The 24,376-nt window shown below is 69.9% G+C and carries 25 protein-coding genes and 1 pseudogene; 18 read left to right on the forward strand and 8 right to left on the reverse strand.

Going from position 1 to position 24,376, the window contains the following annotated elements; genetic code table 11:
- The 6 genes and pseudogenes from GTW43_RS33515 to GTW43_RS33540 all read left to right on the forward strand — a co-directional run.
- Window positions 1–398: pseudogene (locus GTW43_RS33515) on the forward strand (hypothetical protein); the annotation flags it as partial.
- A gap of 66 nt (window positions 399–464) precedes the next feature.
- Window positions 465–1,085, forward strand: coding sequence for a TlpA disulfide reductase family protein (locus GTW43_RS33520; protein WP_161305745.1), 621 nt, complete (start codon window positions 465–467; stop codon window positions 1,083–1,085).
- A 6-nt stretch (window positions 1,086–1,091) separates the two neighbouring features.
- The gene (locus tag GTW43_RS33525) at window positions 1,092–1,865 is read left to right on the forward strand and encodes a cytochrome c biogenesis protein CcdA (protein WP_161305746.1); all 774 of its coding nucleotides are present in this window, start codon (window positions 1,092–1,094) and stop codon (window positions 1,863–1,865) included.
- A gap of 3 nt (window positions 1,866–1,868) precedes the next feature.
- Entirely contained in the window at window positions 1,869–3,647 is a 1,779-nt protein-coding gene (locus GTW43_RS33530) for a cytochrome c biogenesis protein ResB (protein WP_161305747.1), read from the forward strand.
- Window positions 3,644–4,732, forward strand: coding sequence for a c-type cytochrome biogenesis protein CcsB (gene ccsB / locus GTW43_RS33535; protein WP_161305748.1), 1,089 nt, complete (start codon window positions 3,644–3,646; stop codon window positions 4,730–4,732). Before GTW43_RS33530 ends, ccsB begins: the two co-directional genes overlap by 4 nt.
- 72 nt (window positions 4,733–4,804) lie before the next feature.
- Window positions 4,805–5,227, forward strand: coding sequence for an SRPBCC domain-containing protein (locus GTW43_RS33540; RefSeq protein ID WP_161305749.1), 423 nt, complete (start codon window positions 4,805–4,807; stop codon window positions 5,225–5,227).
- Window position 5,228: 1 nt separating this feature from the next.
- Here GTW43_RS33540 and GTW43_RS33545 read toward each other — a convergent pair whose 3' ends face one another.
- The 3 genes from GTW43_RS33545 to GTW43_RS33555 all read right to left on the reverse strand — a co-directional run bounded on the left by GTW43_RS33545 (window position 5,229) and on the right by GTW43_RS33555 (window position 7,023).
- Window positions 5,229–5,822 (reverse strand): TetR/AcrR family transcriptional regulator, encoded by a 594-nt coding sequence (locus GTW43_RS33545; protein WP_161305750.1) that lies wholly within the window; start codon window positions 5,820–5,822, stop codon window positions 5,229–5,231.
- Window positions 5,823–6,075: 253 nt separating this feature from the next.
- Window positions 6,076–6,549 carry a nucleoside deaminase gene (locus tag GTW43_RS33550; protein WP_161305751.1) on the reverse strand — a complete coding sequence of 158 codons (474 nt, stop codon included), beginning with the start codon at window positions 6,547–6,549 and terminating at the stop codon, window positions 6,076–6,078.
- Between the two features lie 75 nt (window positions 6,550–6,624).
- Complete coding sequence (locus GTW43_RS33555; protein WP_161305752.1) at window positions 6,625–7,023, reverse strand: PLD nuclease N-terminal domain-containing protein; 399 nt, start codon at window positions 7,021–7,023, stop codon at window positions 6,625–6,627.
- 90 nt (window positions 7,024–7,113) lie between these two features.
- Between GTW43_RS33555 and GTW43_RS33560 the strand changes: the two genes are divergently transcribed.
- The 5 genes from GTW43_RS33560 to GTW43_RS33580 all read left to right on the forward strand — a co-directional run bounded on the left by GTW43_RS33560 (window position 7,114) and on the right by GTW43_RS33580 (window position 13,258).
- The gene (locus tag GTW43_RS33560; RefSeq protein ID WP_161305753.1) at window positions 7,114–8,571 is read left to right on the forward strand and encodes a menaquinone biosynthesis decarboxylase; all 1,458 of its coding nucleotides are present in this window, start codon (window positions 7,114–7,116) and stop codon (window positions 8,569–8,571) included.
- On the forward strand, window positions 8,568–9,470 hold the full coding sequence (gene mqnP / locus GTW43_RS33565; protein WP_161305754.1) for a menaquinone biosynthesis prenyltransferase MqnP: 903 nt from the start codon (window positions 8,568–8,570) through the stop codon (window positions 9,468–9,470). Before GTW43_RS33560 ends, mqnP begins: the two co-directional genes overlap by 4 nt.
- A gap of 371 nt (window positions 9,471–9,841) precedes the next feature.
- Window positions 9,842–10,303 carry a hypothetical protein gene (locus GTW43_RS33570; RefSeq protein ID WP_161305755.1) on the forward strand — a complete coding sequence of 154 codons (462 nt, stop codon included), beginning with the start codon at window positions 9,842–9,844 and terminating at the stop codon, window positions 10,301–10,303.
- Complete coding sequence (locus GTW43_RS33575; RefSeq protein ID WP_161305756.1) at window positions 10,303–12,627, forward strand: DUF6571 family protein; 2,325 nt, start codon at window positions 10,303–10,305, stop codon at window positions 12,625–12,627. The genes GTW43_RS33570 and GTW43_RS33575 overlap by 1 nt, the downstream gene beginning before the upstream one ends.
- Window positions 12,628–12,805: 178 nt before the next feature.
- Window positions 12,806–13,258, forward strand: coding sequence for a hypothetical protein (locus GTW43_RS33580; protein ID WP_161305757.1), 453 nt, complete (start codon window positions 12,806–12,808; stop codon window positions 13,256–13,258).
- Window positions 13,259–13,334: 76 nt separating this feature from the next.
- Here the strand turns inward: GTW43_RS33580 and GTW43_RS33585 are convergent, their stop codons facing one another.
- Window positions 13,335–13,946: a rhomboid family intramembrane serine protease gene (locus tag GTW43_RS33585; RefSeq protein WP_161305758.1), complete on the reverse strand. Its 612-nt coding sequence runs from the start codon at window positions 13,944–13,946 to the stop codon at window positions 13,335–13,337.
- 73 nt (window positions 13,947–14,019) lie between these two features.
- Here GTW43_RS33585 and GTW43_RS33590 point away from each other — a divergent pair, with 73 nt between their 5' ends.
- Window positions 14,020–14,700, forward strand: a complete 681-nt coding sequence (locus tag GTW43_RS33590) for a UbiX family flavin prenyltransferase (protein ID WP_343246193.1) — start codon at window positions 14,020–14,022, stop codon at window positions 14,698–14,700.
- Here the strand turns inward: GTW43_RS33590 and GTW43_RS38575 are convergent.
- On the reverse strand, window positions 14,697–14,831 hold the full coding sequence (locus GTW43_RS38575) for a hypothetical protein (protein WP_272922588.1): 135 nt from the start codon (window positions 14,829–14,831) through the stop codon (window positions 14,697–14,699). The genes GTW43_RS33590 and GTW43_RS38575 overlap by 4 nt on opposite strands.
- A gap of 140 nt (window positions 14,832–14,971) precedes the next feature.
- Here GTW43_RS38575 and GTW43_RS33595 point away from each other — a divergent pair, with 140 nt between their 5' ends.
- The 5 genes from GTW43_RS33595 (at window position 14,972) to GTW43_RS33615 (ending at window position 19,595) form a co-directional block, all read left to right on the forward strand.
- Window positions 14,972–15,427: an Lrp/AsnC family transcriptional regulator gene (locus tag GTW43_RS33595; RefSeq protein ID WP_161305760.1), complete on the forward strand. Its 456-nt coding sequence runs from the start codon at window positions 14,972–14,974 to the stop codon at window positions 15,425–15,427.
- A 120-nt stretch (window positions 15,428–15,547) separates the two neighbouring features.
- Window positions 15,548–16,711, forward strand: coding sequence for an aminofutalosine synthase MqnE (gene mqnE / locus GTW43_RS33600; protein WP_161305761.1), 1,164 nt, complete (start codon window positions 15,548–15,550; stop codon window positions 16,709–16,711).
- A 71-nt stretch (window positions 16,712–16,782) separates the two neighbouring features.
- A complete protein-coding gene (locus GTW43_RS33605) occupies window positions 16,783–17,082 on the forward strand; it encodes a DUF4229 domain-containing protein (RefSeq protein WP_161305762.1) in 300 nt (99 codons plus the stop codon).
- Window positions 17,083–17,466: 384 nt separating this feature from the next.
- Window positions 17,467–18,813 (forward strand): dicarboxylate/amino acid:cation symporter, encoded by a 1,347-nt coding sequence (locus GTW43_RS33610; protein ID WP_161305763.1) that lies wholly within the window; start codon window positions 17,467–17,469, stop codon window positions 18,811–18,813.
- 164 nt (window positions 18,814–18,977) lie between these two features.
- The gene (locus GTW43_RS33615; protein ID WP_161305764.1) at window positions 18,978–19,595 is read left to right on the forward strand and encodes a TetR/AcrR family transcriptional regulator; all 618 of its coding nucleotides are present in this window, start codon (window positions 18,978–18,980) and stop codon (window positions 19,593–19,595) included.
- 38 nt (window positions 19,596–19,633) lie between these two features.
- Here the strand turns inward: GTW43_RS33615 and GTW43_RS33620 are convergent, their stop codons facing one another.
- Together GTW43_RS33620 and GTW43_RS33625 are read right to left on the reverse strand one after the other, a co-directional pair.
- Window positions 19,634–20,515: a MaoC/PaaZ C-terminal domain-containing protein gene (locus tag GTW43_RS33620; RefSeq protein WP_161305765.1), complete on the reverse strand. Its 882-nt coding sequence runs from the start codon at window positions 20,513–20,515 to the stop codon at window positions 19,634–19,636.
- Window positions 20,516–20,543: 28 nt separating this feature from the next.
- On the reverse strand, window positions 20,544–21,884 hold the full coding sequence (locus GTW43_RS33625; protein WP_161305766.1) for a 3-oxoacyl-ACP reductase: 1,341 nt from the start codon (window positions 21,882–21,884) through the stop codon (window positions 20,544–20,546).
- Between the two features lie 219 nt (window positions 21,885–22,103).
- Here GTW43_RS33625 and GTW43_RS33630 point away from each other — a divergent pair, with 219 nt between their 5' ends.
- The gene (locus GTW43_RS33630; protein WP_161305767.1) at window positions 22,104–23,402 is read left to right on the forward strand and encodes an acetyl-CoA C-acetyltransferase; all 1,299 of its coding nucleotides are present in this window, start codon (window positions 22,104–22,106) and stop codon (window positions 23,400–23,402) included.
- Between the two features lie 21 nt (window positions 23,403–23,423).
- Here the strand turns inward: GTW43_RS33630 and GTW43_RS33635 are convergent, their stop codons facing one another.
- A complete protein-coding gene (locus GTW43_RS33635) occupies window positions 23,424–24,191 on the reverse strand; it encodes a helix-turn-helix domain-containing protein (protein WP_343246194.1) in 768 nt (255 codons plus the stop codon).
- Between the last annotated feature and the right edge of the window lie 185 nt (window positions 24,192–24,376).

Here is a 24,376-nt window from a genome sequence, read left to right on the forward strand (position 1 = left end):
GCTTCGAGGTCCTGTCGATGGACTACAACATGCTGGCCAACCAGTCGGTGAACACGACGCGGGCCCCCGCCCACAACTACCCGGGCTGGCGCCGCCAGGCGACCGACGCGTACATAGCCGGCTTCGACCGCGCCTACGGGAGCAACCGCGCGCCGTTCTTCATAGGCAATCACTTCGAGGAGTGGAACGGCGGCATCTACATGGACGCCGTCGAGGGCGCGCTCAAGCACATCGCCGAGACGGCCGAGAAGAACAAGGACGTGCGGCTCGTGTCCTTCCGCCAGTTCGTCGACTGGATGGACGCGCAGGACCCCGCCGTGCTGGACAAAATGCGCACTCTGGACGTCGGGCAGAAGCCCGCGCAGGGGTGGGCCAAGTTCCTGACAAACCCTTCCTGAACTGGGATTATCTCCGCGCGAGGGGGGTGCGGAAGATCCCCTAAACAGACATGCGAAACTTTTCACATGAGTGCCGTCCGCCGCACCCCCCGCACCCCCGCGACCCCGCGCCGCGCCGCCGTCCTGGCCACCGGAGCCGCCGTCGCGGCGCTGGTGCTGAGCGCGTGCGGCTCCGGCGGCACCTCCGGTGGCGGTAACAACACGAACTTCGTCACCAGCTCCGGCGGGATCTCCACCGTCGCCAAGGACGACCGGCACGACGCGCCCGAGCTCACCGGCAAGGACCTCGACGGCAAGCCGCTGAACACGGCGGACTACAAGGGCAAGGTCCTCGTCATCAACGTGTGGGGCTCCTGGTGCCCGCCGTGCCGTGCCGAGGCCAAGTACTTCGCGAAGGTCGCCAAGGAGTCCGACGCCGAGGACGTCCAGTTCCTCGGCATCGACACGCGCGACCCGCAGACCGGTCAGGCGATCGCCTTCGAGAAGGACTACGGGATCCCCTACCCGAGCTTCTACGACCCCTCGGGCAAGCTCCTGCTGCGCTTCGAGAAGGGCACGCTCAACCCGCAGGGCATCCCCAACACCCTGGTCATCGACCGCGACGGCAAGATCGCCGCGCGCTCGCTGAAGGCGCTGAACGAGACCAGCCTGCACAAGCTGATCGACCCCGTCATCGCGGAAAAGTGATCGGCGGTGTCCCCCACACTCGTCACGCTGGCCGCTGACGGAATCGGCGGCACCGTGGAGAACGGCACCCTCGTCGTCGCTCTGCCGATCGCCGTGCTCGGCGGCCTCGTCTCCTTCTTCTCCCCGTGCGTCCTGCCGCTCGTGCCCGGCTACCTCTCGTACGTCACCGGGGTCTCCGGCACCGACCTGGCCGAGGCCCGGCGTGGCCGGATGGCCGCCGGCGCGGGGCTCTTCGTCCTCGGGTTCACCGCCGTGTTCGTGTCCGGCGGCGCCCTGTTCGGCTTCTTCGGGCAGACGCTCCAGGAGTACCAGGACACCCTGACCCGGGTCCTCGGCGTCCTCATGATCGTCATGGGGATCTTCTTCATGGGCCTCATGCCCTGGATGACCCAGCGTGAGTTCCGCATCCACAAGCGGCCCGTGACCGGACTGGTGGGGGCCCCGATACTGGGCGCCCTCTTCGGTATCGGCTGGACCCCGTGCATCGGTCCCACGCTCGCCTCGGTCAACACCCTGGCCTTCCAGGAAGGCAGCGCGGGGCGCGGGGCCATACTGATGGTCGCGTACTGCATCGGACTCGGCGTGCCCTTCGTGCTCGCCGCCGTCGCCTTCCGCAAGGCGCTCGGTGCCTTCGGCTGGGTCAAGAAGCACTACGCCTGGGTGATGCGGATCGGCGGCATCATGATGATCCTGACCGGCGTCCTGCTGCTCACCGGTGTCTGGGACACCCTCGTGCAGCAGATGCAGACCTGGTCCAACGGCTTTTCGGTGGGAATCTGATCCATGAGCACCACGAACAGCGGCAACAAGAGCGCGGCCGAGGCGGCGCCCGCCACGGCGCAGGAGCCGGCCGAGTCCGCCGAGGCGGCGGCCACCCAGCTGTCGACCGCGCCCACGGAGGACCGCACGCCGGGGCTTCCCAAGCTCGGTGTCATCGGCTGGATCCGCTGGTTCTGGCGGCAGCTCACCTCGATGCGCGTCGCGCTGATCCTGCTCTTCCTGCTGTCCCTCGGCGCGATCCCCGGATCGCTGATCCCGCAGACCGGCACCGACCCGCTCAAGGTCGAGGACTTCGAGAAGGCGCACACCACCCTCTCGCCGGTCTACGAGAAGCTGGGACTCTTCCACGTCTACAGCTCGGTGTGGTTCTCCGCGATCTACATCCTGCTGTTCGTCTCGCTGATCGGCTGCATCGTCCCCCGCACCTGGCAGTTCGTCGGCCAGCTGCGCGGCCGGCCGCCGGGCGCCCCCCGGCGCCTGAACCGGCTGCCCGCCTACGCGACCTGGCGCACCGAGGCCGGCCCGGACGAGGTCCGCACCGCCGCACTCGGCGTCCTGCGGCAGCGCCGCTACCGGGCACACGTCGCCGGTGACGCGGTCGCCGCGGAGAAGGGCTACCTGCGCGAGGCCGGCAACCTCGCCTTCCACATCGCGCTCATCGTGATGCTGGTCGCCTTCGCCTGGGGCCAGCTCTTCAAGTCCGAGGGCGGCAAGCTGATGGTCGAGGGCGACGGAGGCTTCTCCAACGCCCTGCCGATGTACGACGACTTCAAGTCGGGCAACCTCTTCGACACGGACACCGACCTCGCGCCGTTCAGCTTCCAGCTCGACCGGTTCGTCGGGACCTACGAGCGCTCCGGGCCCAACAAGAGCACGCCGCGCACCTACCGCGCCGAGGTCACCTACAGCGAGGGCACCGACGGCAAGGACAAGAAGACCTCCATCGAGGTCAACAAGCCGCTCGAGATCGACGGCACCAAGGTCTACCTCAACGGGCACGGCTACGCGCCGACCGTCACCGTCCGCGACGGCAAGGGCAAGGTCGTCTCGCGGCAGACCGTGGCGCTGCTGCCCATCGACTCCAACGTCACCTCCACCGGCGCCATCAAGATCATGGACGGCTACCGCGACGCGAAGGGCAAGAAGGAGCAGCTCGGCTTCAACGCCTTCTTCGTGCCGACCTTCGCGGGCTCCGGCAAGGGCGACATGTTCTCCCAGTTCCCCGCGCTGGACTTCCCCGTGCTCGCGCTGTCCGCGTACCACGGCAGCCTCGGCGTGGACTCGGGCATCCCGCAGAACGTGTACCAACTGGACACCTCCAAGATGAAGGAGTTCAAGGACTCCAAGGGCGCACTGCTGAAGAAGCGGCTGCTGCCCGGCGAGACCATGAAGCTGCCGAACGGCGCCGGGTCCATCACGTTCGACAAGGACATCAAGCAGTGGGCCAGCTTCCAGATCACGCATCAGCCCGGTGACGGCTGGGCGCTCGCCGGAGCGCTCGCCGCGATCGCCGGTCTGGCCGGCTCCCTGTTCATCCAGCGCCGCCGCGTCTGGGTGCGGGCCGTCGAGGGCCCCGACGGCGTGACCGTCGTCGAGATGGCCGGCCTCGGTCGCAGCGAGTCCGCGAAGCTCCCTGAGGAGCTCGGCGAGCTCGTCGGCCGACTGCACGACCAGGCACCGAGCGCTCCCGAACCCGATCCCGCACCGTCAGCCGACCCGGGCGAACCCGCCGGGCCGACTGCATCTCCTGCTGTTCCTGCCGCCGAAGGGGCTGAGAAGTGAATCTCGCCGCCGCTACCAACGAGAACCTCGCGCACACCAGTAACGTCCTCATCTACTCGGCGATGGCCGTGTATCTGCTGTCGTTCTTCGCGAACATGGCCGAGTGGATCTTCGGCAGCCGGAGCAAGGTCGGCCGTACCGCCGCCGCGCTGACCGGCGCGAAGGAGGAGGGCGCCCGCGCCGCCGCACCCGCGGTCACCGTGAAGAAGAACGGCGGCACCGCCGTCCTGGAGCGGCCCGCGGTCGTCACCCGCTCCGCCTCGGGCGCGCGGGACGTGCCGGACGGCCCCGGTGCCTCCGGTGGTGACGAGCAGGGTGACCTCTACGGGCGGATCGCCGTCTCTCTCACGGCTCTCGCCTTCCTCATCGAGCTCGCGGGTGTCCTCACCCGGGCCTTCTCCGTGCAGCGTGCCCCCTGGGGCAACATGTACGAGTTCAGCATCACCTTCTCCACCGTCGCCGTCGGTGTGTACCTGGTGCTGCTCGCGCTGAAGAAGAACGTGCGCTGGCTCGGGCTGCCGCTGATCATCACGGTCCTCCTCGATCTCGGCCTCGCTGTCACTGTCTTGTACACCGCGAGCGACCAGTTGGTTCCCGCTCTTCACTCGTACTGGTTGTACATCCACGTCTCCACGGCGATCTTCTGCGGCGCCGTCTTCTACGTCGGCGCGGTCGGCACCCTGCTCTACCTGTTCAAGGACAGCTACGAGAGCAAGCTGGCGAGCGGCGGCACGCCGGGCAAGTTCGCCACGTCGGTCATGGAGCGGCTGCCCGCGTCCTCGTCCCTCGACAAGTTCTCGTACCGGGTCAACGCGGCCGTCTTCCCGCTGTGGACGTTCACGATCATCGCGGGCGCGATCTGGGCCGGCGACGCGTGGGGCCGCTACTGGGGCTGGGACCCCAAGGAGACCTGGTCGTTCATCACCTGGGTCGCCTACGCCTGCTACCTGCACGCCCGCGCGACGGCCGGCTGGAAGGGCCGCAAGGCCGCCTACCTGGCCCTGATCGCCTTCGCCTGCTGGATCTTCAACTACTACGGCGTCAACATCTTCGTCACCGGCAAGCACTCCTACGCCGGCGTCTGAGACACCCGCGGGCGTCTGAGACACCCGCGGCGCTGCCCCCGGACCGCGGGGGCATGCGCCACGCTGGTGCCCATGACCGAGAACCACCTGGAGCAGGGCACCAGCCGCACCGAGGGCACCACCCACACCCTGCATTTCACGCTGACCGCGCCCCACCCCGTCGAGACGGTGTGGGGCGCGGTCGCGACCCCCGCCGGACTGGCCGGCTGGCTCGCCGCGGCGGACGTCCTCGAGCCCCGGCTCGGCGGCGCGGTCACCCTGCGCGCGCCCGGCGACGCTGCCACGCATCCGGGCCGGATCACCGCCTGGGACGTCGAGCGGATCGCCGAGTACACGTTCGGCGGGCGGTGCGGCCGCGTCCGTTTTCACCTGGAGCCGGCCACGACCCTGCGCTTCACCCATGCGTTCGAGGGCGACGACGCGCTGCGCCGCGACCGCCTCGCGGCCTGGCACGACCGGCTGCTGCGTCTGCGCGGCGCGCTCGACGGCCGGTGACTCAGGGCTGCAGGCCGCGCCAGATGCGGTCCGCGAGCAGCCCCGCCATCTGGTCGACATCGCCCTCGCCGACCCCGGCCAGACTGCTGCGCGCCAGGCCGATCACCGGCCCGAGGACGAGCGCCTCCAGGACCGGCGCCGGCAGGTCGGCGACCTCGCCGGCCTTCACATATCCGTCGACCCACGCGCTCAGCGGGGAGAGCCGGGCCTCCTGGGTGTCGCGCAGATGGCGGGCCTGTTCCATGCTGAGCCGGTCCGCGTAGGCGGAGTGCAGCAGGCGGGCCTCGTCGGGGTGGTCGCGCACGAAGCCGAGGTAGGCACGGACGAGGGCGCGCACGCCGGTGCGGGCGCTGCGGGTGTGTGCCAGGGCGCTGCCGAGTTCCTCCAGGAGGCGGCCGAGCCAGCGCACGACCAGCGCGTTCATGAGTCCGTCGACGCTGCCGAAGTGGTGGTAGAGGCTGCCCAGGCTGACGCCGCTGGCACGGGTGAGGGCGCTGACCGTGACGCCCTGTTCGCCGTCCTCGGCGTACACCCGCAACGCGGCGTCGAGGAGGCGTTCGGCGGTCTCCGCGCCACGCTGCTGCTTGGGACTCATGGTTGCCGCTCAGCCTAGAACAAGAGATTCCGTTCGTGCTGGCTAAAGGGAATTTCTAGAAAAAGACTCCAGTTCTGCGTCGGTCTGGGTCACACTGATCGTCCCCCGGCCGGTGCCGTCGAGCAGTACGGGGGACCGCTCGGCGGCACCGGCCGGAGCCATGGGCGGCCTGTGCGTCGCGGGTGCCGGAGGGGACATGCGCGCCGCGCGGCCGCCCCTGGCGTTCGTGCGTCGGGCCCGCCCGTGCGAGGGCTCAGCGGCCGGGGGCGTCGTCCCCGATGTCCTCGTGCCACAGCTCCGGGCGGGCCGCGACGAAGTCGGTCATCAGCGCCACGCACTCCGGGTCGTCGAGCAGCACGATCTCGACGCCGTGCTCCGCGAGCCAGTCGTGGCCGCCGTGGAAGGTGCGGGCCTCGCCGACGACGACCCGCGAGATGCCGAACTGGCGCACCAGACCCGAGCAGTACCAGCACGGGCTGAGCGTCGTCACCATCGTCGTGCCCCGGTACGAGCGCTGCCGGCCGGCCGCGCGGAACGCGTCGGTCTCGCCGTGCACGGACGGATCGTCGTCCTGCACGCGGCGGTTGTGCCCGCGGCCCAGCAGGGTCCCGTCCGCGCCGTACAGCGCGGCGCCGATGGGGATGCCGCCCTCGGCGAGGGAGGCCCGCGCCTCCTCGACGGCGGTCGTCAGCCATGTGCGGGCGAGATCCGGGTCCAGCGCCATCATCAGCCCCTGCCTGTGTCTGTCCGTGCCTGCCGGTGTCCGTGCCTGCTGTGTCCGTGCCGGTACGCGTGCCCGGTCTCAGTCCTTGTCCTGCTCGCCCTCGCGGCGGCGCAGGTCCTCCTCACGGCGGCGCAGGTCCGCCTCCCAGTCCTTGAGGAGCGCCTCGTCCTTCCCGTCCGGGGACGACGCGGCGCCGCCCTTGAGCGACTGGAGGAACTCGGGGTTGTCGTCCGGCGCGACGAACGTCGTGCGCTGCTCGCGGCGCCGCGCGGACGGCGCCGACCCGCCGGTGACGCCCGCACGCTGCTTGCCCGCGGCCAGCCAGACGACGGGCCCGACGATCCAGAACAGCAGGACGATGAAGACCCAGGCGATCTTCGGGAGGTGCTTCACCTCGTCCTCGGGCGTGTTCAGGCAGTCGATGAACGCGAAGATCGTCAGGGCGAGCGGGATCAGGAAGATCAGGACCCGGAGCATGGCGTGCGTTCCCCCATGAGGCGGCGGCGGGGGTGACGAAGGCGCCCCCGGTGACGGGCCCAGGTTAGCCGGTGCCGGATACTGGACGGCATGGCTTACGACGATCTTCGCTCCCTGCTCCGGGCGCTGGAGCGCGAGGGCGACCTCAAGCGCATCAAGGCCGAGGTCGACCCGTATCTGGAGGTCGGTGAGATCGTCGACCGGGTCAACAAGGCCGGCGGCCCTGCCCTGCTCTTCGAGAACGTCAAGGGCGCGTCGATGCCACTCGCGATGAACGTGTACGGCACCGACCGCCGCCTCCTCAAGGCGCTCGGCCTGAGGTCGTACGGGGAGATCAGCGAGAAGATCGGCGGCCTGCTCAAGCCGGAACTGCCGCACGGTTTCGTCGGGATGCGCGAGGCGTTCGGCAAGCTCGGCGCGATGGCGCACGTACCGCCGAAGAAGGTGAAGTCCGACCACGCGCCGGTGCAGGAGGTCGTCCTCACCGGCGACGACGTCGACCTCGAGCGGCTGCCCGCGCTCTTCACCTGGCCCGAGGACGGCGGCTCCTTCTTCAACCTGGGCCTGACCCACACCAAGCACCCCGAGACGGGCGTCCGCAACCTGGGCCTCTACCGCCTCCAGCGCCACGACCGGCGCACCATCGGCATGCACTGGCAGATCCACAAGGACAGCCGCAACCACTACCAGGTCGCGGCGCAGCGCGGCGAGAAGCTGCCCGTCGCCATCGCCTTCGGCTGCCCGCCCGCCGTCACGTACGCGGCGACGGCCCCGCTGCCCGGGGACATGGACGAGTACCTGCTGGCCGGGTTCGTGCAGGGCAAGCGCGTCGAGATGGTCGACTGCAAGACCGTGCCGCTCCAGGTCCCGGCGAGCGCCGAGGTCGTCATCGAGGGCTGGCTCGAACCCGGCGAGATGCTGCCGGAGGGCCCCTTCGGCGACCACACCGGCTTCTACACGCCGCAGGAGCCCTTCCCCGCGCTGACGATCGACTGCGTGACGATGCGCAAGCGCCCGCTCCTCCAGTCCATCGTCGTCGGCCGCCCGCCGACGGAGGACGGCCCGCTGGGCCGCGCCACGGAGCGCTTCTTCCTGCCGCTCCTGAAGGTGATCGTCCCCGACATCGTGGACTACCACCTGCCCGAGTCCGGCGGCTTCCACAACTGCGCGATCGTCTCGATCGACAAGAAGTACCCCAAGCATGCCCAGAAGGTGATGCACGCGATCTGGGGCGCGCACATGATGTCGCTGACCAAGCTGATCGTCGTCGTCGACTCCGATTGCGATGTGCACGACCTTCATGAAGTCTCGTGGCGCGCGCTCGGGAACACGGACTACGCCCGTGACCTGACCGTCGTCGAAGGCCCGGTCGACCATCTCGACCACGCCTCCTACCAGCAGTTCTGGGGCGGCAAGGCGGGCATCGACGCAACACGGAAGTGGCCCGAGGAGGGCTACACCCGGGACGGCGGCTGGCCCGAGATGGTCACCTCCGACCCCCGTACGGCGTCCCTCGTGGACCGCCGCTGGAAGGAGTACGGGCTGTGAGCGCAGCTGAAGGAGTCCTGCCGCAGCCGGGACGGACCAAGGCGTTCCTGCGCCTGGTCATGATCGAGCACTCGGTGTTCGCGCTGCCGTTCGCCTACATCGCGTCGCTGACCGCAATGTTCGAGCTGGACCGCAACATCCACTGGGGGCGGCTGCTCCTGGTGACCGTCTGCATGGTCGGTCTGCGCACGTTCGCCATGGCGGCGAACCGGATCATCGACCGCGAGATCGACGCCCGCAACCCGCGCACGGCGCACCGCGAGCTCGTCACCGGCGCGGTGACCGTGAAGTCGGCGTGGACCGGCGCTCTGATCGCCCTGGTGATCTTCCTCGGCGCGGCGGCGCTCCTGAACCCGCTGTGCCTGGCCCTGGCCCCCATCGCCGTGATCCCGATGGTCGTCTACCCGTACGGCAAGCGGTTCACGAACTTCCCGCAGGCCATCCTCGGCCTCGCCCAGGCGATGGGCCCGGTCGGCGCGTGGATCGCGATCACCGGCTCCTGGTCCTGGGACGCGGTGGTCCTCGGGCTCGCCGTCGGCATCTGGATCGGCGGCTTCGACCTGATCTACGCGTGCCAGGACGTCGAGACGGACCGCGAGGTCGGCGTGAAGTCGGTCCCGGCCCGCTTCGGCATCCCGGGCGCGATCTGGGGCGCCCGCGCCTGCCACACCGTCGTCACCGCCCTGTTCGTCTGGTACGCCCTGGCGACGGACGCCGGCCCCTTCTTCTGGATCGGCCTCGTCATCGTCGCCGCGGCCTTCCTCTACGAGCACACGATCGTGAAGCCCCACGACCTGTCCCGCCTGAACCGCGCCTTCTTCCAGGTCAACGGCTTCATCGGGATCGCACTGTTCGCGTGCGCGCTGCTGGACCTGCTGGTGCGGGGGCTGACGGTGTAGCGGCTCGCGCCGCGGCCCACGCAGCCAGGCCATCGCGTCGGCTGCCGAACGAGACGTGCGCGGGCGCCGCGGTCCGGATGCGGACCGTGAAGGCCATGGTGGCAGCGGTTGAGCGCGGCACAGGAGCTGCTCGCTCGGTGGGCTGTTTCCAGCCATCGCGCTGCGTGCCCGGTTCAAGGAGACATGCAGAGTGTGGTGGACGGGCTACCTTGCTGCAGATCGCGACGCAGGGGTGACGGCTTGGCGTCCGGTCCGGTGGGCGGCCTCGATCAGTGCATGGATGACGAAGTCGACTGCTCCGCACGCAGGTGGACCACCATCAGCCGTGCAGAACCGACGGAACACAGACAACACGGGGGAGAGCGCCTGACATGGCATGGGACGAATGGGAGCAGTTGAAGGCTGCGGCGGAAGAGCGGCAGGCGGGGCAGATGCGGCTCGACAGCGCCGGCTCCTCCTCCGCGGGACCACAGGGCGATCTCACGGTCAGTCACAGTGACTTGGCGAAGATCGGCGACGAGGCCTTCCAACTGTTCCAGGACCTGGGCAATCACGGTCGTGACGCCTGGGCGAGCAGCCAGAGCGCCGCCAGTGATCTCAAAACCCAGGGCTTCGAGATCGGTGGCGGTCTGGACAAGGTGCAGGAGCGCTGGGAGAAGCAGCTGCAGTCGGTGCTGGACGCCTGCGCCCACATCTCGAATCACATGGACTTCACCCAGAAGGCGCACAAGGGCGACGAGTACTACATCGCCGGAGCGGTCAGCAGCATCGCCCAGTTGGACAAGGGGTTCAGCGAGGACGACAAGAAGTTCTCGGGCAAGGGGGAGGGCTGATGGACTTCGAGACACTGCACTTCGGGAACTTCGCGGCTCTGGAGACCGCGGTCCATGACTGGTCCGGCATGGTCAAGAAGCTTAAGACCCTTGAGACGCAGGCCAGCCGCGGGCTGAAGGGGCGTGCGGAGAAGGCGAACTGGTCCGGGGTGAACGCCACTGTCTCCCGCGAGTTCATCAAGAAGACCGCGCAGGAGTTCGCCGATGCCCACACACAGGCCACCACGATCAGAAACATCCTGAGGGACACGCGTGGGGAGCTGATCAAGCATCGCGACGACCTGAAGGCGGCGCTGCAGCGCGGACGGAAGAAGAACCTCACCGTGCGGGACACGGGTAAGGGTGGGTTCAGCGTCGAGATGATCGTCCACCCCGATCGCGCTGCCAAGGGCACCGATGTACCTGACCACACTCCGGAGGACCTCGAGAGCCTTCGTGACGAGCTGCAGCGCATCCTCAATGCCGCCACCGAGAGTGATACCACTGCCGATCGAGTACTCCGCGAGATCGCGAACATGGCGGACAAGGGTTTCTCCGGAGTCTCCTACAAGGACCGTGATTCCGCGGTCTCGGACATGAGGGACGCCGAAGCTGAGTACGCGGCGAAGCTGGCGAAGGAGATCACCGGCGACGGTGGCACGGCCCGTCACTACGAGGAACTCAAGAAACTTGAGCACCTCATCGACATCAACTCGGAATCTCCCGAGTTCTCGGCAGATTTCTACAAGAAGCTGGGGCCTGACGGAACTCTCGACTTCTACACCAAGATGTCGCTGAACTCGACGGCCCTCGTAGGGCCGGAGGCCGCTGGCCGTACCACGCTTGTTCATCACATCCAGGACGACATGGGCAACATGCTCGGGCTCGCGACGAACAGCGGAACGGCGAAACATCCGAACCCGTATTACCTCGGAGACAGGTGGACCACCCAGCTGATGAGGGCTGGTCGTGAAGAGGTCGACGTTTCGAGATTCGCCGGAGTCGGCACGAAAGTGTACGGATACCAGGCGTTGGGTTCGATCATCCGTCACGGTGAGTACGACAAGGACTTCCTGACCTCTGTGGCGCGCGACATGGTCGCCATGGACAAGGAGAACCCTGACGTCTGGCGCGAAAATGCCCCGCTCGATCAGAACCTGGCGTTCAACCTCGACAAGACCGGTGGCAAGGGTTTCTATCCGCTCACCGGCATGCTTGAGGCGATGAGCAACAACCCTGATGCTGCCACGCAGTTCTTCAACGAAGGAGTGCGCGAGGACAGCAACAAGGACGGAATCGTGACTCTCGCCGACGACACCGTCAAGGGAAGTCACGGGCGTGCGCAGGGAATGGTCGACTACTTCCTCGACCAGAAGGAGACGAGTGACTGGTTCGATCTCCGTACCGGCGAGAAGGCGGAGGCCGTGCCCGCGAAGCACGCGTTGGGGCCGGCTCTCGAGGCAGCGGTGTCGGGCCAGGCGAACCCGCAGGAGTCCGGCTACACCGATCGGCAACCGCACACCAAGCAGATGACCGACGTCTTCGAGAGGATCGTCGACAAGGTCGGTGGCGAACCCGACCTGATGACCTCGACGCTCAGCGGGAGCATGGGGCGTATGTCCGCCGAGTACATCCAGGACATCAACGCCAACCTCGGTGGTGACCTCGATGACATCGAGAAGGGCGGGGCTCGCTACGACGGGCAGTCCCATGCGCACCTGGACAAGAACAAGGAACAGTTCCTGGACGCGATCGGCCGGCACAAGGAGAGCTACGAGACGCTGTCCTCGGCGCAGCACGAGTTCACGCAGGGGTCTATGCAGTACGCCGTGGAGCACACCCCGGTGAAGGACGGTGACCTCCGGGCAGCACTTAGTCATATCGCTCACACGGACGGAAAGCTCAACGGGATTCTGGCTGGCGGCCAGATCGACTCGGCTCTCGAAGAGCAGAAAGACGCCAACGACGAGTACAACCGTAACTTGGATCGAGGTGCGGCTTCCGGGAGCTTTGCCGCCGGAATGGTTTTCGAAGCAGCTGCCACCCGGGCACCCATCGCAGGTGAATTGGCTGGATGGGCCTTCGACTCCGTATTGGCAGAAGAGATCGAGGACGCTAAGAAAGACCCCTATGAAGGCGCCGCGGACCATGTTCGCGCCGCTTACCAGAGTTCACTCGGTGATCACACGCTCAATCCGTTGAAGGCGCAGTTGGACAACCTGACCTTCCCCAAGGGTACAGACTCCGACATCTACGAAGATGCGGTACTGGACGAGAGTGAGAATGGCTACTCGAATGGCCTCACTATGCAGCAGAATGTCGGGACAAACCATGCGACCAAGTGACCTGAAGGTTGCACGGTCGAGGTCGTGGCGGCGAGTCTCCTCAGTGAGCGCTCTCGCGTTGGCGTGTGTCGTGGCGGCCGTCGGCTGCAGCGGTGGTGAGGAACCTGACAAGAGTGAGCGAATTGAGTTTTCTGCGGCGCCCTGTTGGGGACTCATCCCTACCGACACGATTGAACCCTTGGTTGAGCCCGGCGCCAAGGTAGAGGTCACGAACGAAGGGCTCGACAAGTGGGCCAAGGACCGGCTGACCGCCAGGTGCTCTGCCCTTCAGGAGCGCGGTCCATTGGTGTTCAATGCACACGCACGCTGGTGGACGGAGAACCCGCACAACAATCCCGATTCCGCGCGCGCTTGGGAGGCGATCGACTCCGCCGGGGTCAAGATCACCCAGAAGGACTGGGCGGAAGCAGGCGAGTCCTGGCAATGGGGAGCACGCGTTGCTGTCAGGTGCGATCCGTCGGCTCCGCCACCCGGGGCCGTCGAGGACTACGCGCGGTACAAATACCTCGAAGTCAGCGTCAGAGGCCGTGCCGAGAACCGTGACGCCTACGCCAGCATGACCCTCTCCCTCGCCCGTGGCATGGTCGATAAAGCCGAGTGCACGAACAAGGTGGACCTGCCCGCCGCGTGACGGGCGGGGGCTCACCCCTGGACGGTTCGCCTACCGTGCCCTGCGGGCTGATCGTGGTACGGCCCGGTCGGCCGGGCTACTGGTGGGCGGCGTCCCCGCGGCGGCGCAGGGCGAAGGCTGCTGCGATGCCTGCCGCCAGGCCCAGTAGATGGCCCTGCCAGCTCACGCCCTCCTGGAGGGGGGAGAGGCCGCCGAGGATGCCCGCGCCGTAGTAGGCGGCGACCAGGATGCCGACGACGATGCCCAGCGGGCGGCGCTCCACGAAGCCGCTGAGCAGGACGAAGCCGAAGAGGCCGAAGATGATGCCGGAGGCGCCCGCGGTGTTGGTGTGGGCCGGGGCGACGAGCCAGACGCCGAGCCCGCCTGCGACGGCGATGATCGCGACGGCGTAGAGGAACCGGCGCAGGCCGCTGAGTGCGGCGACGAAGCCGAGGACGAGCAGCGGCAGCGAGTTCGCCGCGAGGTGGCCGAAGCCGAAGTGGACGAAGGCCGACGGGACGACGTCCACCAGCTCGGACGCCTCGCGGGGCTGGACGCCGAACCGGTCGAGCGAGTGGCCCGACACGGTGTCGACGGCCTCGAGCAGCCACAGCAGGGCCAGCCAGCCCGCCATGACCTTCGCCGCGGGCACGATCCGCTCGCGCGGCGACCATCGCGTCACGGTGTTCTGCGAACTCTCGTACGTCATCCCTGACCCACCCCCGGGTGTGCGTGGCCCCCTGCTCAAATCCCCATTGTTGCGCGCCGGATAGGCTCGTGGTGTGGAGCACGTGAAAGCAGACAGCCGCAGACCCTGGATCGTCGGGGTGTCCGGCGCGTCCGGAACGCCGTACGCGGCGTCCGTGCTGCGCGCGCTGATCGCGGCCGGTGAGGACGTCGATCTGGTGGTCTCGCGGGCGTCGCGGCTGACGCTGCTCGACGAGACCGGCATCTCGTTCCGGGACGCGCACTGGCGCGAGGACCTGGGGGAGTGGCTGGCGCGCGGGGCGGACGGCAAGCCCGACACGTTCGAGGGGGCCGGCCTGGACGGGGTGCGGTACTGGCCGGCGGGCGATCTCGCGGCCGGCCCGTCCTCGGGCTCGTACCCGGCGAAGGGCATGATCATCGTGCCGGCGTCGACGGCGAGCGTGGCCGGGGTCGCGCTGGGGCTGTCGAAGGACCTGTTGCAGCGTGCGGCGAGCGTGACGCTCAAGGAGCGGCGCCCGCTGGTGGTCGCGGTGCGGGAGACGCCGCTGAACGGGCAGACGCTGAGACACCTGGTGACGCTGGACGAGGCGGGCGCCGTGGTGGTGCCCGCCTCGCCGGCGTTCTACGCGGGGGCGACGCACATCCAGGATCTGGTGGACTTCGTCGCCGGGCGGGCGCTGGACGCGGCAGGAGTGCCGCACGCGCTGTACCGCCGTTGGGAGGGAGAGCTGGGGGGAGGCTCCCGGGAGAGTTAGCGCTTCTTGGCGCGGGCGGCGTGCTTCTTGGCCGCGCGGCGCTGCTCGATGGCGGGCAGGTGGACACGCGCACGATTGGCCTGGTCCTGCATCTCGCGCATGCGGGCGTAGGCCATCTCGATCGTGAACACGGTGACAACACTCCTGAAAATCGATGGATCTGCAGTGATCCAGGGCTTCGGCTTTAAGCCTTGCGGGGTATCGCCCCCGCACGCCTTAGATTCTACACGTAAACTCGCGTCAACGCTGAATAATGAAAGGCTTTGGTCCTATGGACGCCGTGGACAGGCAGCTCATCCAGGCCCTGCGTGAGAACGGCCGCGCCTCGTATGCGGAGTTGGGCCGGCTCGTGGGCCTCTCCGGCCCCAGCGTCACCGACCGCATCAACCGCCTGGAGGCGGCCGGGGTCATCACCGGCTACCGGGCCACCGTGGACTCCGCCTCGCTGGGCCTCGGCGTGACCGCCCTCATCGGCATCTCCCTGTCCGACGCCACGGACCACGAGGACGTCGCGCAGCGCCTGAAGGAGCTGCACGAGATCGAGGACTGCTGGTTCATCGCGGGCGACGACTCGTACATGCTCAAGGTGCGCGCCGGTGACGTGGACGGCCTGGAGCGCACCATCCGCCGGCTCAGCGGCACCAAGGGCGTCTCGCGCACCCGCACCACGATCGTGCTCTCCACGAAGTGGGAGAACCGGGTGGGCGAGCTCCCCGAAGAGGTCTGAGAGGCCGGAGAGGTCTGAGCGGTCCGGGGCGAGGTCAGGGCGCGGGGCTGTCACCGGCGGGGCGTACGGTGGAGCGAGTTTTCCGGTGAGGCGGGTTCTCCGGTGAGGAAAGGTACGGGCATGGACGCAGGGCTCAAGCGCGAGCTGGAGCAGAAGGTCAGGGACGGCGAGCGGCTGTCGCGCGAGGACGGCATCGCCCTCTACGCGTCGGACGACCTGGCCTGGCTCGGCGGCCTCGCCCACGAGGTGCGCACGCGGAAGAACGGCGACGTCGTCCACTTCAACGTGAACCGCCACCTCAACATGACGAACGTCTGCACCGCCTCCTGCGCGTACTGCTCGTTCCAGCGCAAGCCGGGCGAGAAGGACGCGTACACGATGCGCATCGAGGAGGCCGTCAAGCTGGCCAAGGCGATGGAGTCGGAGCACCTGACCGAGCTGCACATCGTCAACGGCCTGCACCCCAACCTGCCGTGGCGGTACTACCCGCGCTCGCTCAAGGCCCTCAAGGAAGCGCTGCCGGACGTCGGCCTCAAGGCGTTCACCGCCACCGAGATCCACCACTTCGAGAAGATCTCGGGGCTCTCCGCCTCCGAGATCCTCGACGAGCTCATCGAGGCCGGCCTCGAGTCGCTCACCGGCGGCGGCGCCGAGATCTTCGACTGGGAGATCCGGCAGCACATCGTCGACCACGACACCCACTGGGAGGACTGGTCGCGCATCCACCGCCTCGCGCACGAGAAGGGGCTCAAGACCCCGTCCACGATGCTGTACGGGCACATCGAGGAGCCCCGCCACCGCGTCGACCACGTGCTGCGCCTGCGCGAACTGCAGGACGAGACGGGCGGCTTCCAGGTCTTCATCCCGCTGCGCTACCAGCACGACTTCGTCGACATGAAGGACGGCAAGGTCAGGAACCGCCTGCAGGAGCGCACGACGATGGCGACCGGCGCCGAGGCGCTGAAGACCTTCGCCGTCTCCCGGCTGCTCTTCGACAACGTGCCCCACGTGAAGTGCTTCTGGGTCATGCACGGCCTGCACACCACGCAGCTCGCGCTCCAGCACGGCGCCGACGACATGGACGGCTCGGTCGTCGAGTACAAGATCACGCACGACGCGGACAACTACGGCACGCCGAGCAAGCTGACCCGCGAGGACCTGCTCGACCTCATCCGCGACGCCGGCTTCCGCCCCGTCGAGCGGAACACGCGCTACGAGATCATCCGCGAGTACGAGGGTGCGGACCCGGCCCGCCGGGACGAGCCGCAGCCGATGCGGGTCTGACCCCGGCGCCGGCCCCTCGGGGCGGCGTGCTTCACTGGAAGCACCATTTCGCAACGGAAGAGTGGATTGACATGCTCCGCTACACGCTGATGCGCCTCGGAGTCTTCGCGGGCTGCTTCCTCGTCGTCTGGGGTCTCGTCGCCACCGGCATCGTCCCGCGCGGCCTGGGAGGCTCCAACTACCTGTGGATCGCGCTGCTCGCGCTGGTGATCTCCGCACCGCTCAGCTTCGTCCTGCTGCGCAAGGAGCGTGACCGCGCCTCCGAGAAGATCGTCGCCCGCGTCGACCGCGCCAAGGCGAACATGGACGCGAACCGCACCATGGAGGACGACGCCGACGACGCGGCCCGTGCGCAGGGCGCCTCGTCGTGAGCGCCGCGTAAGTTTCCTCACACCGCTGACGACCCCGGTACCTGACAGGTGCCGGGGTCGCCTGCGTCTCCTGCGTTTTCAAGGCACATCACGCTATGAGGGCATACGTGCCACGGGCTTGACCCAAAGAACCCCTTTGATAACCCCAAAGGGGTGGTGTTAACGTTCCCGACATGAAGACATCAGCCGCGCACCGCACTGCACCGGGCGTCCCGCTCGTGGCGCGCCTGCATGTCGATCTCTGCCGCTGCATGTCCGCGGCGTGTCGCGCCTGACGCGACCTTCCCCATGCAGCGGCGCCGCCGACCTCATCTCGCGGTCGCCGCTCCAGTACGTCCCCCTCCTTTCGTCCTCGCCCCCACGTGTCATCACTGGAGTGCATCCGTGTCCGCGAACACCCCCGCCGCTGAGCAGAAGCGCGGCTTCCGCATACCCGTGCCGTTCTGGGCCCAGGTCCTGATCGGTCTCGCGCTGGGCCTCGTGCTCGGCTGGGTCGCCCGTACCTACGACGTGTCGTGGCTGGCCACGACCCTCGACAAGGTCGGCGGCATCTTCGTCCAGCTCCTGAAGCTGGCCGTCGCCCCGCTCGTCTTCTTCGCGATCCTGGTGTCCATCACCAATCTGCGGAAGGTCAACAACGCCGCGCGGCTCGCGACCCGCACGCTGATCTGGTTCATGATCACCTCGCTGATCGCGGTGGTCATCGGCCTCGTCATCGGCCTGGTCACCAACCCGGGCAACGGCTCGGACCTCACCGCGGCCGACGGCGCCAAGCCCGACCACGCGGGCAGCTGGCTCGACTTCATCACCGGCATCGTCCCGACCGACGTCGTCACGCCGTTCACGCAGCTCAACGTCCTGCAGATCGTCTTCATGGCGGTCGTCGCCGGTATCGCGATCCTGAAGATCGGCCCGAAGGCCCAGCCGATCCTCAATCTCTCCGAGTCCGTCCTCGAGCTGCTGCAGAAGGCCCTGTGGTGGGTCATCCTGCTCGCCCCGATCGGCTCCGCCGGACTCATCGGCCGCGCCATCGTCCAGTACGGCTGGGACCTCCTCGGCAACTACGCGACGTTCACGATCGACATCTACGTCGGCTGCGCCCTGGTCCTCTTCGGCGTCTACCCGCTGCTCCTCGCGACCGTCGCCAAGCTGAACCCGCTGCAGTTCTTCAAGGGCGCCTGGCCCGCCATCCAGCTGGCCTTCGTCTCCCGCTCCTCCGTCGGCACCATGCCGGTCACCCAGCAGTCGGCGATCCGCCTCGGCGTCCCGAAGGACTACGCCTCCTTCGCCGTGCCGTTCGGCGCCACCACCAAGATGGACGGCTGCGCGGCGATCTACCCGGCGATCTCCGCGATCTTCGTCGCGCAGATCTTCGACGTGCAGCTCGGCATCAAGGAGTACCTGCTCATCGCGTTCGTCTCGGTCTTCGGCTCCGCCGCGACCGCGGGTCTGACCGGTGCGACCGTGATGCTGACCCTGACGCTGTCCACCCTGGGCCTGCCCATGGAGGGCGTCGGCCTGCTCCTCGCGATCGACCCGATCCTGGACATGATGCGCACCGCGACCAACGTCGCCGGTCAGGCGCTCATCCCGGTGCTCGTGTCGGCCCGCGAGAAGATCCTCGACCACGCGAAGTACGACAGTGCCACGGCGTCGGGCTACGACGACGAGGTCGAGGTCTACGACCACGCCGGCAGCGACGAGCCGCAGGCGGTCACCGCCGCCGCCTGACCCGTCCCCCGGGTCGTCGCCGCACCGGCCGTGCCCCGCACCCCCGCTCGGGGGTGCGGGGCACGGCCGTGTCCGGACGTAGGCTGACCGGTGCAACAGGCACGGGGTGAAAGGCGGCTGGGGTGGGCGGCGACGGGCGGGCCGGGGGGACGCGGCAGCGGCGGATGCCGCGGGCCGAGCGGGAGCGGCAGATGATGGACGCCGGGGTACGCGTGTTCGGGGAGCGCGGGTACCGGGCGGCGTCGATGGACGAGATCGCCGAACTGGCCGGGGTCTCCAAGCCGCTGGTCTACCTGTATCTGAACTCGAAGGAAGACCTGTTCACCGCCTGCATCCGGCGCGAGGCCGCGGCGCTCGTCCGTGCGGTGCGGGCCGGGGTGCGCACCGACGTCCCCGCCGACCGTCGGCTGTGGGACGGACTCACCGCGTTCTTCGCGCACACCGCCGCGCACCCCGACGGCTGGGCGGTGCTGCACCGCCAGGCGCGCTCGGGCGGCGACCCGTTCGTCGCCGAGGTCGGGGCGATGCGGGCGGAGATCGTGGCGTTCGTGACGTCCCTGATCGCGGTCGCCGCGCGGGAGGCGCACGGTGCCCCCGAGCCGGCCGAGCGGGAGGTCGCGGGGCTGGCGCTGGCCCTGGTCGGGGCCGCCGAGGCGCTGGCCGGCTGGGCCAACGAGGACGCGTCCGTGTCGGCCCGCGAGGCCGCCGCGACGATGATGAACTTCGCCTGGGCCGGCCTCGGCAACCTGATGGACGGCCGCCGCTGGACGCCCCCCGAGTGAGCCCTCGGGGCTCGGGGCTCGGGGCCGCCGCCGGTCGCTCAGGGGGCGAGCGGCTCGACCTCGCCCGTGAGATGCAGCCTGCCGCTCCGCGCCGAACGCAGCTCGAAGCGCGGACCCTCGGCCGCGTAGGCGACCGTCCCCGGCAGGAGGACCGGTGCACGGAACGCGGCCCGGACGCGGACGGGTCCGCGGGCCCGGTGTTCCGCGAGGCAGCGGGCGACCGTCCACATGCCGTGGGCGATGGCGCGCGGGAAGCCGAACAGTCGGGCGGTGAGCGGGTGCAGGTGGATGGGGTTGCGGTCGCCGGACACGGCGGCGTAGCGGCGGCCGAGGTCGCCGCCGAGCGGCCACTCGACCGGCCCGGGCAGCGGCGAGGGCGCCGCGTCGGGTGCGTCGGTGCCGTCGGCCGGGGCCGGAGCCGGGCCGGTGGCGTGCCGGGCGAGGTAGGTGCTGGCCGAGGTCCACACCGTCTCGCCGCCGCAGGTCAGTTCGGTGACGACGACGGCCTCGGTGCCGCGCCGGTGCGGCCGCAGCTCGGGGATCGCGACCGTGAGCGCGTACGGGTCCGCCGGGGCGAGCGGGCGGTGCTGGGTGATCTCGATCGAGGTGTGCACGAGACCGAGCAGCGGGAGCGGGAAGGCCCGCTCGGCCATCAGGCTCATCGAGAGCGGGAACCCGAGGACGTGCGGATAGGTGACCGGCAGCTCGCTGGGCCCAGTCGGGAAGGCGCACACCCGCTCGTACGCGGCGAGATGGCCCTGGTCGACGCGGAGCGCGGGCACCGTCAACCGGCGGCCCGGCGCGACCGCGCCGGGGCGGGGCCGCTTGAGCGGTGAGAGGGCGGCGCCGCGGAGCATGAGCGGCAGGAGGGACGGGACCCGGTCGAGGGTGTCCGTGCGGAGGCGGAGGGCGTCGGTCATCGGGGCTCCGGGATCGAGGGGGCGGAGGTCAGGCGCCGAGGAGGCTCTGGCCGCAGACGCGCACGACCTGACCGTTGACGGCGCCGGAGCCCGGGGAGGCGAACCAGGCGGTGGTCTCGGCCACGTCGACCGGAAGTCCGCCCTGGCCCAGGGAGTTCATGCGGCGGCCCGCCTCGCGGATGACAAGGGGCACGGCCGCGGTCATCTTCGTCTCGATGAACCCGGGGGCCACCGCGTTCAGCGTCACGCCGTGCTCGGCCAGGGCGCGCGGGGCGAGGGAGCGGACGAGGCCGATGATGCCCGCCTTGCTGGCCGCGTAGTTGGTCTGGCCGGTGTTGCCCGCGATGCCCGCGATCGACGCGGTGGTCACGACGGCCCCGCCGCGCCGGATCGCGCCCGCCTTGAGCAGGGCGTCGGTCGTCGTCAGAACGCTGGTCAGGTTCACGTCGAGGACCGAACTCCAGCGCTCGGCGGGCATGTTGGCCAGGCGGCGGTCGCGGGTGATGCCCGCGTTGTGCACGAGGACGTCGAGCCCCGACTGCGCGGTGAACTCCGCGATGCGCTCGCCCGCGTCGCCGGCGGTGATGTCGAGGGGCAGGGCGCGCCCGCCGAGCCGCTCGGCGACCCGGGCCAGATCGGCCTCGGCGGACGGCACGTCGAGCAGGACGACCTCGGCGCCGTCGCGGACGAGGGTCTCGGCGACGGCCTCGCCGATGCCGCGGGCGGCGCCGGTGACGAGGGCGGTGCGCCCGGCGAGCGGCCGGTCCCAGCTCTCGGGGGCGGCCGGGTCCGCGCCGCCCACCTCGATGACCTGGCCGCTCACGAAGGCGGACCGGGGGGAGAGCAGGAAGCGCAGGGTCGACTCGGCGGCGGTGACCGAAGGGCCGGTGAGGCGCACGAGGTTGACGGTGCGGCCGCGGCCGATCTCCTTGCCGAGGGAGCGGACGAAGCCCTCCAGGCCCTGCTGGACGGCGGCCTGGTGGTGGTCGTCGGCGGAGGGCGGGGCGCCGAGGACGACGACGCGGCCGCCCGCGGCGATCGAGCGCACGGCGGGGTGCAGCGCGGCGTGCACCTCGGCGAGGGTGGCCGGGTCCGCGACCGCGGTGGCGTCCACGACGACGCCGGCGGGCCGGTCGGCGTCGTCGCCGCCGGGCAGGGAGTCGCGCACGTCGAGACCGGTGCGGGCGAGCAGCGCGGAGAGTTCCTCGCGGTGGGCCGTGGCGCCTGCCGTGAAGTGCAGCAACTGTCCTTCGAGCGAGGGGTGTCCGGGGCTCCAGCGGCGCAGCGGTGCGGGCTGGGGCAGGCCGAGGCGCTTGGTGAGGAAGCGGCCGGGGGCCGTGCCGGTGAAGGTCAGATAGCGGTCGGCCATGGTCCAACTCCCTGCGCGGTCGTCAATGCGGTGCGGTGCGGTGCGGCGAGATGCGGTGCGGTGCGATGAGGCGAGATGCGGTGCGGTGAGGCGGGATGCGGTGCGGGCGGTGATACGGGTGGGTGCCCCGGGTATTTACTTCGGAGTAAGGTTACTCAAGAGTCAGAACTTGTCGAGTGCCCGGACGGGAGTCCGGCCGAGAGTTCAGGAGGCGCCGAGATGGCGCGCACGCCGAAGATCCCCGCCCAGGCCCCCGTCATCGGCGCGGCCCCGCGCCGCGTCGCCGTCATCGGCGGCAGCCGCATCCCGTTCGCCCGCGCGGACGGCCCCTACGCGACCGCGTCCAACCAGCAGATGCTGACCGCCGCCCTCGACGGCCTCGTCGACCGCTTCGCGCTCCAGGAGCCCGGCGCGGTGGGCGAGTTCGTGGCAGGCGCCGTCCTCAAGCACAGCCGCGACTTCAACCTCGCGCGCGAGACCGTCCTCGGCTCCTCGCTCGACGCGCGCACCCCCGCCTACGACATCCAGCAGGCCTGCGGCACCGGTCTGCAGGCCGTGATCGCCGCCGCCAACAAGATCGCCCTCGGGCAGACCGAGAGCGCGATCGCGGGCGGCTCCGACACGGCCAGCGACGCGCCGCTCGGCGTCAACGACGCGCTGCGCCGCATCCTGCTCGCCGCCCGCCGCGCCCCCTCCGCGGGCGCACGGCTCAAGGCCCTGGCCCGGATCCGGCCCGGCCACCTCGTCCCCGACATCCCGCGCAACTCCGAGCCCCGCACCGGCCTGTCGATGGGCGAGCACGCCGCCGTCACCGCCCGCGAGTGGGGTGTCACGCGCGAGGCACAGGACGAGCTGGCCGCCACGTCGCACCAGCGGCTCGCCGCCGCCTACGACCGCGGGCTGCTCGACGGCCTGGTCGTGCCCTTCCGCGACCTCGAACGCGACCAGAACCTGCGCCCCGGCTCCACCGTCGAGAAACTCGCCACGCTCAAGCCGGTGTTCGGCGTGAAGGACCCGTCGCCGACCATGACCGCGGGCAACTCGACGCCGCTCACGGACGGCGCGGCCGTCGTCCTGCTGGCCAGTGAGGAGTGGGCGCAGGCGCGCGGGCTCGAACCGCTCGCGTACCTGACGGCGTACGAGACCGCGGCGGTCGATTTCGTCGGCGGCGGGGACGGCCTGCTCATGGCGCCGGCGCACGCGGTGCCGCGGATGCTGGAGCGGGCCGGGCTCGGCATCGAGGACTTCGACCTCGTCGAGGTGCACGAGGCGTTCGCGTCCCAGGTGCTCGCGACGCTGGCCGCGTGGGAGAAGGCCGGCCTCGCCCCGGTCGACCGGGACCGGCTGAACGTCGCGGGCTCCTCGCTCGCCACCGGCCACCCCTTCGCGGCGACGGGCGCGCGCATCGTCGCGACCCTCGGCAAGCTGCTCGCCGAGCGCGGCGTGCCGGGCCGGGGGCTGATCTCCATCTGCGCGGCCGGCGGCCAGGGCGTCACCGCGATCCTCGAACGGCCCTGACGCGGCCGGCTCCCGCCCGCGTCAGTCGGCGTCCAGCGACCAGGCCGCCTTCCGGGCGGCCGAACCCGCCGGGGCCTGGTAGGTGACCAGGCGCTGGCCGCCGGTGCGGGCCAGCTGCATGACCTCGAAGGTCAGGGTCATGTCGCCCACCGTCGGATGGGCGTAGCGCTTCTCGCCGCCGCCCCGTTCGAGCACCTCGTAGCGGTTCCACATCTCGGCGAACTCCGGTGACTTCAGCAGGAGTTCGCCGACGAGCGCGGCCAGGCGCGGGTCGTCCGGATCCGCGCCGCCGACCGCGCGCAGATGCGCCACCGACTGCGCCACGGTCTCCTCCCACGGCACGTACAGGGCGCGGCCGACGGGGTGCAGGAACAGATAGCGCGTGATGTTGCGCTGCTCCGGCGGCCAGTCCCACAGGCCGGGCATCAGACGGCGGCCGCCCGGGTTCGCCGCGAGCACGTAGTTGAAGCGGCTGACCACGTAGGACGGCGCGGGCCGCAGCGTCTCCAGGAGTTGCAGCACCGAGTCGCGGACCGTGTCGTCCGCGGTGGGGCGCGGCTCGGTGAACCGGCCCGAGGCCAGCTCCGCCAGCTCGTGCAGCCGCAGGTGGGCGTCCGCGCACAGCCGCAGGGCGCCCGCGATGGCGTCGATCACCGCGCCGGACGGGTTCGTCTCGCGGCCCCGCTCCAGGCGGGTGTAGTAGTCGACGCTGACCCCGGCGAGCGTCGCCAGCTCCTCGCGGCGCAGCCCCGGGGTGCGGCGCAGCCCGGTCCCTGCGGGCAGGCCCACGTCGGCCGGGCTGACCAGGGCGCGGCGGGCCCGCAGATAGCGGCCCAGCTCGGTCCCCGCAGCGGCGGCCGGGGCCGGGTCGGGGGCCCGGCCTGCGGACGCGGGCGTGGGGGACGACGTACGCGTACCGGTCGCGGTGCCCGTGTGCGCGCTCGTGCCGGTGCCGGTGCCGGTGCCGGTGCCGG

It is taken from the genome of Streptomyces sp. SID5785, from assembly GCF_009870065.1.
Lineage (GTDB): Bacteria > Actinomycetota > Actinomycetes > Streptomycetales > Streptomycetaceae > Streptomyces.